We start from the raw sequence: 9,903 nt of genomic DNA on the forward strand, positions 1-9,903 counted from the left end.
ACGCCTACTACAACAACAAGCGCAAGCACTCGGCCATCGGCTACCTCACACCCAACCAGTTCGAAACTCAGCACATCAACCTCAACTAATTAAGCGTCCCTGGTCCAATATTGCGTTGCACCTCATTTATGCTTAACGTGGATTCACCACGCGACAATGAACAAATCATTGGAACTAGGGTGTTTGCCAAGAAGGCACATGGGAACATCCGTGGATTGGGGAACAAGCTCCGAGCCATGCATGCTTGGTGACCGACCTGCTGGTGCACGGGGTGTGTAGCGGGTGTCCTGGATTTGCTGGCCCATGTCTATCGACTTGGGGTGGACACCCCATGGCGGATGGAGAGGGCGTCTTTTAGATTCTGGTCACCATGAAACCCCTACCCTACTTCCTTTTTGCGGCAACGCTGGCTTGTGTTTGTTCTGTGTCAGCTCAAACGGGCAGCCCGCCGGCCAAGGAGGTTACTACGACAGCTCTGGGGATCAACGTGGTGCCTGATGGCGTTGTGTTTTATCTCGGCCATACGTACCTGATTCGCAATGGGCGGGCGGCTTTGGTGGATGCGATCCTGGTGCCTGAGGGGCAGGTGCTGACGCCAGAAGGGCGGCTGGTGGTTTTGCCAACGGACTTCGTGGAGGATATCAGCCCCACGGTAAGAGAGGGGCTGTTTGCGATTCGTGGTCAGGCGTATTTGATTCGCGATGGCCGCATGACGCGGGTGAGTGCCGCAGTGGTGCCGGAGGGAAAGGTGCTGGCGGCGGATGGCCGTCTGCTGCCGCTGCCTGCGGACTTCAGCGGTTTTGTGCTGGATCGTGCGCCGGATGGCACGGTGCTGCCGACGCCACCGAAGCTTTCGGGGCCGCAGGTTCTGCCGGGTCAGTCCGGGGTGCCGAAGGTGGAGCAGGGGCAGGCTGGGAAGAAGTGAAGGCAGGAGCGCGGTGACTGCTGGAGGTGGGACCTGCACTTTGGGGACCTGCACCTTGGAGAAGATGAGCGTGCTGCCACCACGGGTGGCGGAAAGCAGGAGCGATGGCCATCTGCTTTTACATGCAATCTATGTCTGAGTGCGACGTGTATAGGGAGATGAAGCATCCCAGCTGGCTCAATTCGCGAAAATCACCCATGTCCATGCGACGGCTTTCACAGGCCAAAAGCTTGCTGCCGTGCCTTGGCTTCGTGATCGCGTTTCCGGCGCTGCTGCTGGCGCAAAAGGCTCCGCTGGAACGCCCGGCCGCGCCTGCGCTGAAGAAGGGGGAGAAGCAGCTGTTTGTGGATGATGGCATGATCCTGGCCAAGCGCGGGCTCACGCGGGTGGTGCACCCGGCGAAGAAACTTGAACATCCGGTGCTGGAAGCAGAGATGCCCTGGGAGGTGATTGAGGAGGGCGGCATTCTGGACAAGCGCGTGAACATCTATGGCACGGTGCTGCGCGATGAGGCCACGGGCGGGTTCAGGATGTGGTATGCGGATCCGGGCAGTGTGCTCTATGCGACTTCCAAGGACGGCGTTCACTGGGAGCGGCCGATTCTCAAGATCGCAGGCAAGACGAATGTCACGAACCTGAATCTGCACAGTCCGAGCATCATTGAAGACAAGTTTGAGGCAGATCCGCAAAAGAGATACAAGGCGGTCGGCAATGCCAGCAAAGGGGTGGATGCGGCCAAACTGCAGAGGCTCAAAGACAAGTTTGAACTGGTGGACTGGTACCGGGACAAGACGCATCGTCTGTATTATGCGGCGCATTCACCGGACGGCCTACGGTGGACGGTGGACCCCGAGCCGATTTTGCTCGGTTGCGACACCATCACTCTGTCGCAGGATCCGGTGACGGGTGAGTATCTGGCCTTTCACAAACGCCAGGGCGATCCGCGGGTGGTCGGGATACGGCAGGTATTTTTGTCGGTGAGCAAGGACATGCAACACTGGTCGGAGCCGCAGCCTGTCATGGTGGCGGATGAGATGGACAACAAGGCCGCCAGGAAGCTCAAGGGCGGCACCTATTCCGAGTTCTACAATCTGTCTGCGTTTGCCTATGGAGGTCAGTGGCTGGGATTCGCCACGCCGTTCCGCCGAGTGGAGCCACCTTCGGCTTTGTTTGGCAACGACGAGATGAACGGACACAAGCGATCCGCCACGGGCATCATTGATGTGCAGCTGGTGCACAGCCGTGATGGCCGCCACTGGCACCGGTGCTCGGACCGCAGTCCGGTGATCGCTCTGGGGCCGCATGCGTATGATGCCGGGAGCATCTTTGGACTGTGCAATTCCCCCGTCATCGTCGGCGATGAGATGTGGATGTACTACACGGCTGTGACCACGCCTCACGGTGGACTTGCACCGGAGAAATCGCAGTCGATCGCGCGGGCTGCATGGCGGCTGGATGGGCTGGCTTCCTTGCAGGCGAAGGAGAAGGAAGGGACGGTGGAAACGCATGCGTTTGTCCCTGCAGGAAAGATCCTTTTTGCGAATGCTGATGTCAAAGGCGGCAGGCTCAGCGTCGAGGTTTTGGACGCCGCAGGGAACGTCATCGAAGGGTATGACAAGGAATCGAGCGTGATCGAGAAGCAGGATGGTGTGAAGCTGCAGATCCGATGGAAACGTGGTGAGGCCCTGCCTGCGGGATTTCCCATCCGCATCCGGTTCCATCTGGAGAATGGGGATCTGTACAGCTACGTGATTGATTGAAAGCTGCATGCATGAAGACACCGAACTCTTTGCCCCGGTGGAACGAATCACGCCATATGCGGCGGCCCATATGGGGCGTGTTTGAGGGTTGCTCGCAGCCGCTGGATGTTGCGTGGGCGAGAGGGATCGGAACGATCCCTCTCCTTCGGAGCGCTGACGCGTTGGCGGAGCACCTGGTGAAGCATCAGGCTCGATGGCTTCACACGGCCTGGGCTCTTTTCAACTGCGCGTGGTCTTATCTCATGTCCTCCCCTCCCCCCATCATTCCTCGATGCGGAGTTGCAGCATCGAGGACGATCTGGAAGGCGCTTACACGGCCACGCAGTGGACCTTGCTGATGCCCTGGATTTTTTCCAGTTCGGCGAGGACTTCGGCGCTGGGGGTGGTGTCGAGGGTGAGAAGGGTGAAGGCTTTGCCGGACTCCTTGTCGCGGCTGAGGCTCATGTCGGCGATGTTGACGTTGTTTTTGCCAAGCGTGGTGCTGTAGGCGGCGATCATGCCGGGGCGGTCGATGTTCTCGATGAAGAGGAGGGTGCCTTCAGGGCGGGCTTCGATGCGGTGGGTGTTCACCTTCACGATGCGGGGCTCGTTGCCGAAGAAGGTACCGGAGATGCTGGCGGTTTCGGTGTCGTTTTTGGCGATGACTTCGATGAGGTCGGCGAATTCGCTGGCTTCGGGCAGGCGGCTTTCGGTGAAGCGGAGGCCGAGGTTGTCGGCAACGCCGTTGGCGTTGATGTAGTTCACCTGCTCGGCACCGACGGCGCGCTCAAGGAAGCCTTTGAGGACGGCGCGGGAGATGAGGGTGGTGTCGCCACCGCCGACTTTGCCGCTGTAATTGATGCGGACGACGTTGGCGCGGGCGGGGGCAAACTGGGAGACGAGGCGGCCGAGGAGCTCACCGAACTTGAGGAAGGGGCCGATTTCGGCGAGCACCTTGGGATCGACGTTGGGCATGTTCACCGCGTTGACGACGGTGCCCTGGAGGAGGTGGGCCTTGATGACTTCGGCGATTTCGATGCCGACGTTTTCTTGGGCTTCTTCGGTGGAGGCACCGAGGTGGGGGGTGAAAACGGTGTTCGGGGCGCTGAGGAGGGGGTAATCGGCCGGTGGGGGCTCGACTTCGAAGACGTCGAGGGCGGCGCCGGCGATGGTGCCGTCGGTGAGGGCCTGGGCGAGTGCGGCGTCGTCGATGAGGCCGCCGCGTGCGCAGTTGATGATGCGGCAGGTCTTCTTCAAGGTGGCGAGACGCTTGGCATTGATCATGTGCTTCGTCTCAGGCGTGAGCGGCATGTGCATGGTGATGTAATCAGCCTGCACGATGGCGGCGTCGAGGTCCTCGCAGAGGGTGACTCCGAGGCTTTCGGCGCGGTTTTTGGAGAGGTAGGGGTCGTAGGCGACGACGGTCATGCCGAAGGCTTTGGCGCGCTTGGCGAACTCCGCACCAATGCGGCCCATGCCGAGGACGACGAGGGTTTTTTCAAACACTTCGGTGCCCTTGAACTTGGCGCGGTCCCACTTGCCGCTGACGATGGTGGCGTGGGCCTGGGGGGTCTTGCGGGAGAGGGCCATCATGAGGGTGAAGGCCTGCTCAGCGGTGGAAATGGTGTTGCCGCCGGGGGTGTTCATGACGACGACGCCGCGCTTGGAGGCGACGGGGACGTCGATGTTGTCCACGCCGACGCCGGCGCGACCGATGACTTTGAGGTGGGGGGCGGCTTCGAGGACCTTGGCGGTGACCTTGGCGCCGCTGCGGACGATGATGGCGTGGGCGTTGCGGGAGGCCTCGATCATGGCGTCCTCGGCTTTGAGATTCATGTTCACCTCGACAGAGAAGGACGGCTCCGCTTTGAGCAGGTCGATGCCTTTGCTCGAAATGGGGTCGTTGTTGCCGGCGATGAGGATGTTGAACTTGGACATGTTGGGGTTGGGGGGAAAGGGCGCGCAAACTAGCTGCCTTTATCCGCCGCTCAAGGAGCAATGCGTGCTGGACAGAATAGAGGGGGAGCGTTCATATAGTGCTATGTTTGCAGGAACTACGTTAGAAAAAGCCATGCTCGCTTTGATCGGCCCTCTCTCTTTGGAAGAAATGGCCGCTGCTGCGGTGGCCGTCCTGCTGCCGATGCTGATCACGTGGCTGGTGATGGGGGGCAAACTCAAGCGCGTGCAGCGCGAATCGGGCGCGGCGCTGGAGCAGCTGCGCACGGAATCTGGAGCGGCGCTGCAGGCTGCGCAGGCCAAAGCAGCCGCCGAGGCTGCGGAATATGCCCAAAACAGCGCTGCGGCTGCGGCAAGCTTTGCGGATCTGCAGCAGCGCTTTAGCACGCACCGGGAGGTGGCGGAGCGCCGTGCGAACGATGCCTCCCAGCAGATCACGCGCCTGGAGGCGGATCTGGCGGCGACGCGCGAGGTGGCGGCGCAGCTGGTGCCCACGCAGAGCCGCATCAAGGATCTTGAGACGGCGCTGGCGGCGGAGCAGGGCCGGATGAAGGCGCAGGAGCAGGCCATCGCGGCGACGAATGCGCGTGCGGCTGACTTTGAAAAACGGATGATCGAGGCTCAGGAACTGGTGATCAAGCATAAGGCGGAGATGCAGGCGAGCCTGGTGGAATTGAAGAAAGTCCGTGATGAGCAGGCGGCCTACTCTGCCGCTGGTGGCGCCGAGGCGGAGCTGACCAAGGCCCGCGAGGCCACCCTAGTGGCCGAGGGGAAGATCACCAACCTGCAGCGCGCGCTGAAGGCGGCGGAGGCGCGGGTGGAGATGGTGCAGAAGGAATTCATGAATGCGGTGGGCCTTTCGACCGCCCCGAGTCCGAATGCGTCTGCGAGTGCCAGCGACAAAAAACTGCGCGAGCAAGAGGAGAAGCTGGCCCAACTGGAGGCTGAATCGCGCAAGCGTGCGCGGGAAGATGGGTATAAAATCGCGGAACTGGAGTATCGCCTGAGCGAGGCGCTGGAGGCGGTGAAGAATGCGCTGGTGGAGGCCAAGTCCAAGGCTGTGGCGGAGCCAGTAGTGCCAGCGGTCGAGTCAGCATCGCCGTTGGTGGAGCCAACGCCGCCGCCCGCAGTGGTGGTGAATGAGATTCCGAAAGTGGAGCCCGTGAGCAGCGAGGTGGTCAAGGATGAGGCTCCCGCTGTTGAGGCTCCCGTGGCTGAGGTGCCGGTGGTGGAAGCTCCCGCAGTTGAGGCTTCCCTTGAAGACTTACCGATGGCTGTGTCCCACGAGGCAGGCATACCGATGACCGCAGCTCCTGAAACAGGCATCTTGATGGCAGAGGCCCCTGTGGCGGATGCCCATGCTCCGGAAGTCCCGCCGCCCGCTGCGACGGAGACACCTGTTTAATTCGCACTTCCCCCATTTTGTGGGGACTCTTTGGGCAATTTTTTCCCAACCAGCCACGTTCTATCCGCTCGCATGAAATTCACTCTCGCATTCCTCACCCTGTTTTCTGTCACTGCGCTCTCAGCCGCAGACTGGTCACGCTTTCGCGGCCCGAACGGCACCGGAGTTGCCAACACGACCGGCCTGCCAGCGGTGGTGGATGACAGCACGACGGTGTGGAAGGTTGCTCTGGGCAAAGGGTGGTCTTCGCCGGTGCTGTGGCAGGACATGGTGATCGTGACGGCTGAAACGGGCGCGACGAAGCGCGCGGTGATCGCGATTTCCGCGAAGGACGGCAAGGAGCTGTGGAAGCATGAGGAGGAGTTTGTCCCGCACCCGATCCACAAGACCTACAACACCTATGCGAGCAGCTCCGCCTTTGTGGATGCGGAGCGCATTTACATCAACTGGAGCAGCGGCACGAACATCCAGGCGCTGGCGCTGGATCACACGGGCAAGCTGGTGTGGCGCAATGACCATGTGGCGGATTACATCCATGAGCACGGCACGGGGATCTCGCCGGTCGTGGTGGACGGCCTCATGATTGTGCGCAGCGAATTCGACTGGCAGCGCGATGGCAAGACGTACACCGAAGATCCTGAGCAGCAGAAGTGGAAGAGCTGCATCGTGGCGCTGGATACCAAGACGGGCAAGCAGGTGTGGAAGCTGGACATCCCGAACTGCCTGAACACTTTCTCCACGCCGGTGGTGCATGAGCTGAAGGGCGGCGCAAAGGAACTCATCTGCGCGGACACGGCCAGCGGGGTGATGGGCATCGCGCTGAAGACGGGCAAGATCAACTGGCAGCACAATCCGGGCTACAAGCAGCGCAGCCTGGGCTCCGGGGTGATCAGCGATGACTTCTACTTCTGCACCTTCGGCACCGGCGGCGGTGTGAAGGAGATCGCGGCGCTGGACCTCAAAAGCGGCAAGCCGGTGTCTGTGCCGTTCGACATTCCGAAGGGCCTGCCCTATGTCCCCTCCCCTCTCGTGATTGGCGAGCACATGTACCTGCTGGGAGACGGCGGCATCATGCGCTGCGTGGAATTCAAGACGGGCAAGGTGACCTATGAAGAACGCTTGGAAGGAACAGCGGGCAGCGCCAAGTTCTTCAGCAGCCCGGTGGCAGGTGACGGCAAGATTTTCTGCGCCAGCCAGCAGGGCGATCTCATTGTGATCAAGGCGGGGCCGAAGTTTGAGAAGATCGCGGCGAGCAAGCTGGACGGCCCGGTGAATTCCGTGCCTGCGATCGGTGACAAGCGGCTCTACGTGCGCACGGCGAACTCGCTGTATAGCATCGGGGCCAAGGGGCAGCCGGTGCCTTGAGTGTGGTCGGGAAGTCATTGCTGGGAGCGCTGGTTTTTAACCGGCTCTGGAATGCGCTCCGTCATCAGAGCAAACACCGCATTTCCACCACAGCCCTTTCCATGTCCTAGCACCACGGACGCTCGCCCAGAGCCGGTTAAAAACCGGCGCTCCCAGTACGGAAGCTGCGGCTTCGCCACCGCAGGCAATGAGGCTGCCGTGCTCGCGGAGCCGCGAAGCGAAACCTCTTCACCCTGGCTTTGGATTGCTCGCGAGGTTTTCAGACAAACTCCGGAGCTTGTATTGCTGCGGCGTGCTGCGGAATAAATTCCGCGCTCCGAAGATCAGCGCGTCAGCACGGGGGCAGACTGGCGCGCTTCGGCAGGTAAGGCATCGGCTTTCAGCACCGCACCCTGTTTGGGCAGGATGGCGAGGATGTTATCATGGGCGATGCGTTTGGCGGTTTCGGGTTTCATGGCGTCGAGCAGGAGGTAGTAGCGCTGCATGACGGGGGCGTAGTCGTGGAAGCGGCCGACTTTGTCTGAGCCGATGATGAAGCGTGCGGGGTATTTTTCGAAGAGGGAGAGCCACTCGGCGACGGGTTTGCCGTCTTTGACGAGGTAGGTGTCGAAGAGGACCCAGGAGATGTCGATGCTGAGGTTTGAGTAGGTGGCCAGCAGGCGGTCGATTTCCTGCATGAGGGTGGGGACGTCCACACGACGGCTGATGCCGGCGTGGCACCAAACGAATTTGGTTTTGGGATGCGTCATGACGGCTTCCTCAAACTCGTGCAGGTAGATGGGCTCGCGCTTCCAGACGGAGGAGGCATTGGAGTGGACGAACACGGGGAGATCGAGCTCTGCGGCGAGGTCGTAGATGCGGTGGAGGGAGGCGTTGTTGGCCTGGGGAGTCTCGCCGTAGGTGAGGGCGGAGAGGTCGTCGTGGCGGGTCATGACTTCGCCGATGCCCTGCCAGAAGCCGGGGTTCCATTCGATCATTCGGCGCACGTGGTCAACGGCGTTGCGGTCGGCACCGTTGAAGCCGCAGATGATGGGGTGGAAGTGCTTGCGGTCGGCTTCGGGGAGGGCCTGGATCTCGCGCGCGACGAGCATGTCGGTGGCGGAGTACCAGTAGCAGCGTGCGTCGTCCTCGAGGTAATACTGGGGCTGCTGGGGCTCGGATTCGGACCACTGTTTGACCAGGGGCATGCCGCTGACGACGGCATCGGTGACGCCGGATTTTTTCATGGCCCGGAGCGCGGCGGCGGCTCCGTCGGTGCGCTGGAGGAAATCGACCAGGTGCAGGTGGCAGTCTGCCATGGTGTATCGCACGGGCTCGGGCTCCACAGGCACCGAAGCGGGGGGCTGGGCGGGAGCGGGGCTGGTAGGCTTTTTTTGCAGATCGCGGGCGAGAAGAGCGGTGACTGCCAGACTGAGCAAAATGGGGAGAACGAGGGTGATTTTCATGGGGTCAGAGGGATCGCGGGTGCTGCGCTGCTGAAATGGGTGCCTGATGAGCCGGATGCCGCCGAGTCACCCCGGCAATAGGGCCGGATTTCTCTCCATTTTGGGCAACGTGGCAGTGCATGCGGATGCAGGGTGAAACGCGAGGTGTGCAGGGATAAACGAAGGCGCAGGGAGGGCACAACTGCAAAATCGTGCCGATTCCATCAATCCGGCTCATGGGGCGCATGAGGAAAATCCCCTTTGCCAAGCGGGAGGGGGCGGGTATGTCTGCGGCCCCTAAATATGAGCAAAAAAAGTGACTTCGGATTGATCGGCCTCGCTGTGATGGGCCAAAACCTCGTTCTCAACGTGGAAAGCCGCGGCTTCCAGGTGAGCGTCTTTAACCGCACCACCAGCGTGACGGATGAGTTCGTCGCCAAACATCCTGGCAAGGCCCTCGTCGCAGCCCACACGCTGGAAGACTTCGTGCAGAGCCTCGCCTTGCCGCGCAAGATTCACATCATGGTGAAATCCACCGCCGTGAAAGACACCGACCGTGACGCCGTGGACGCGGTGATCGAGCAGCTCATCCCCCTCCTCGACAAGGACGATATCATCATCGACGGCGGCAACAGCTTCTACCAGACCACGGAGCGCCGTGATGCCTACCTCGCCGGCAAGGGACTGCGCTTCATCGGCGCGGGTGTTTCCGGTGGTGAAGAAGGTGCGCGCAAAGGCCCCTCCATCATGCCTGGCGGCCCTGCCTCCACATGGGAAGTGATGAAGCCGATCTTTGAAAGCATCGCCGCGAAAGTGGACGGTGAGCCTTGCGTGATCCACATCGGCCCTGGCGGTGCGGGTCACTACGTGAAGATGATTCACAACGGCATCGAATACGGCGACATGCAGCTCATCTGCGAAGCCTACAACATCTTCAAGCACGCGGGATTCACCACCGACGAGATGGCCGCCATCTTCAACGAGTGGAACGAAGGCGACATGCAGAGCTACCTGATCCAGATCTCCGGCAAAGCGCTGGAGCAGAAGGATCCTGAGACCGGCAAGCCGATCGTGGAACTCATCGTGGAC

The 9,903-nt window shown here is 61.2% G+C and carries 8 protein-coding genes; 6 read left to right on the forward strand and 2 right to left on the reverse strand.

Annotation, left to right across the window (positions count from 1 at the left end; all coding sequences use genetic code 11):
- From ACIREA_RS18280 to ACIREA_RS18290, 3 genes are all read left to right on the forward strand, one after another.
- The coding region (locus ACIREA_RS18280; RefSeq protein WP_397383777.1) for an IS3 family transposase at positions 1–89 on the forward strand (89 nt) is incomplete at its 5' end.
- A 281-nt stretch (positions 90–370) separates the two neighbouring features.
- Positions 371–925, forward strand: coding sequence for a hypothetical protein (locus tag ACIREA_RS18285; RefSeq protein ID WP_397383770.1), 555 nt, complete (start codon positions 371–373; stop codon positions 923–925).
- A 203-nt stretch (positions 926–1,128) separates the two neighbouring features.
- Positions 1,129–2,685 (forward strand): hypothetical protein, encoded by a 1,557-nt coding sequence (locus tag ACIREA_RS18290; protein WP_397383771.1) that lies wholly within the window; start codon positions 1,129–1,131, stop codon positions 2,683–2,685.
- 309 nt (positions 2,686–2,994) lie between these two features.
- On the opposite strand, the gene serA is transcribed toward ACIREA_RS18290, so the two are convergent.
- Complete coding sequence (gene serA, locus ACIREA_RS18295) at positions 2,995–4,602, reverse strand: phosphoglycerate dehydrogenase (protein ID WP_397383772.1); 1,608 nt, start codon at positions 4,600–4,602, stop codon at positions 2,995–2,997.
- Between the two features lie 133 nt (positions 4,603–4,735).
- On the opposite strand from serA, the gene ACIREA_RS18300 reads away from it, so the two are divergent.
- Both ACIREA_RS18300 and ACIREA_RS18305 read left to right on the forward strand, forming a co-directional pair.
- Positions 4,736–6,025: a hypothetical protein gene (locus tag ACIREA_RS18300; RefSeq protein WP_397383773.1), complete on the forward strand. Its 1,290-nt coding sequence runs from the start codon at positions 4,736–4,738 to the stop codon at positions 6,023–6,025.
- 72 nt (positions 6,026–6,097) lie between these two features.
- A complete protein-coding gene (locus tag ACIREA_RS18305; protein WP_397383774.1) occupies positions 6,098–7,390 on the forward strand; it encodes a PQQ-binding-like beta-propeller repeat protein in 1,293 nt (430 codons plus the stop codon).
- A gap of 323 nt (positions 7,391–7,713) precedes the next feature.
- On the opposite strand, the gene ACIREA_RS18310 is transcribed toward ACIREA_RS18305, so the two are convergent.
- Positions 7,714–8,835 carry an amidohydrolase family protein gene (locus ACIREA_RS18310; protein ID WP_397383775.1) on the reverse strand — a complete coding sequence of 374 codons (1,122 nt, stop codon included), beginning with the start codon at positions 8,833–8,835 and terminating at the stop codon, positions 7,714–7,716.
- A 282-nt stretch (positions 8,836–9,117) separates the two neighbouring features.
- Between ACIREA_RS18310 and ACIREA_RS18315 the strand changes: the two genes are divergently transcribed.
- A partial coding sequence (locus tag ACIREA_RS18315; protein WP_397383776.1) for an NAD(P)-binding domain-containing protein occupies positions 9,118–9,903 on the forward strand: 786 nt, incomplete at its 3' end.

It is taken from the genome of Prosthecobacter sp. (assembly GCF_044373815.1).
Lineage (GTDB): Bacteria > Verrucomicrobiota > Verrucomicrobiia > Verrucomicrobiales > Verrucomicrobiaceae > Prosthecobacter.

Excerpts from the sequence above, each read along its gene's own strand:
- ACIREA_RS18310 (WP_397383775.1), bottom strand. The coding sequence starts at position 8,835 with ATGAAAATCACCCTCGTTCTCCCCATTTTGCTCAGTCTGGCAGTCACC.
- ACIREA_RS18285 (WP_397383770.1), top strand. The coding sequence starts at position 371 with ATGAAACCCCTACCCTACTTCCTTTTTGCGGCAACGCTGGCTTGTGTT.
- ACIREA_RS18290 (WP_397383771.1), top strand. The coding sequence starts at position 1,129 with ATGCGACGGCTTTCACAGGCCAAAAGCTTGCTGCCGTGCCTTGGCTTC.
- ACIREA_RS18305 (WP_397383774.1), top strand. The coding sequence starts at position 6,098 with ATGAAATTCACTCTCGCATTCCTCACCCTGTTTTCTGTCACTGCGCTC.
- serA (WP_397383772.1), bottom strand. The coding sequence starts at position 4,602 with ATGTCCAAGTTCAACATCCTCATCGCCGGCAACAACGACCCCATTTCG.
- ACIREA_RS18300 (WP_397383773.1), top strand. The coding sequence starts at position 4,736 with ATGCTCGCTTTGATCGGCCCTCTCTCTTTGGAAGAAATGGCCGCTGCT.